The organism is Pseudomonas sp. EL_65y_Pfl1_R83 (assembly GCF_963970695.1).
In the GTDB taxonomy this organism is placed as follows: domain Bacteria; phylum Pseudomonadota; class Gammaproteobacteria; order Pseudomonadales; family Pseudomonadaceae; genus Aquipseudomonas; species Aquipseudomonas tritici.
Map to the genome: position 1 here is coordinate 1 of NZ_CAXAQI010000133.1, position 606 is coordinate 606.

A 606-nucleotide genomic window follows, 5' to 3' on the forward strand; every position below is an offset into this window, starting at 1 on the left:
CGCTCGGTTCGAGAACGACGTCGGTCGGCTGCGCCGCGGCAAGCAGGACCACAACCGCCGCGATGTCGACAGGCGTTGAGAACTGCTGCCAGTCGATTTGATCCTCGCTGCGTACAGTCTGCGTCGGCAGGCGGTCGAGCAGGTCTAGGGCGAACTGGATGTCAGCCGGTGACTGCAGCGCCGGAGCGCTGCTCACAAGGTGGAGTGCGAGCGCATGTTCGAGGACCTCGAAGCTGTCACGCTGGGTCCAGCACCCGTCAGCGTCGGTGCCTCCATGGGCCGCAACCATCGCGTTGTTCAGGTCTCGGCGGCTGAGCTTCGTATCGCCGCTAAAGAGCGGCAAGAGGCTGCGCGCGGCGTCGGTGCAAGCGGATGCACGGTCATCTTTGGGGTCGAACAGGTCGGTCATGGTGCGGGTCTCCGGGACTGGCTGCGTGCTGCAGCTCAGTCCCCCGCTCCCCCTCCCCTTCTCAGCCCTTGGGCTTCAGTACATCGGCCCAGTCGCCGTATTGTTGCGGCGGCGCCATGCGGGCGAGCGTCAATCCGCGTTCCCGATAGGCGCGCCAGGCCTTGGTTCGCGCTCGACGTCCTTCGGGATCGTTGTCT

General features: G+C 65.8%; 1 protein-coding gene. It reads right to left on the minus strand.

Annotation, left to right across the window (positions count from 1 at the left end; all coding sequences use genetic code 11):
* The coding region (locus AACY08_RS28030; RefSeq protein WP_339472352.1) for a hypothetical protein at positions 1-409 on the minus strand (409 nt) is incomplete at its 3' end.
* Positions 410-606: the final 197 nt, after the last annotated feature.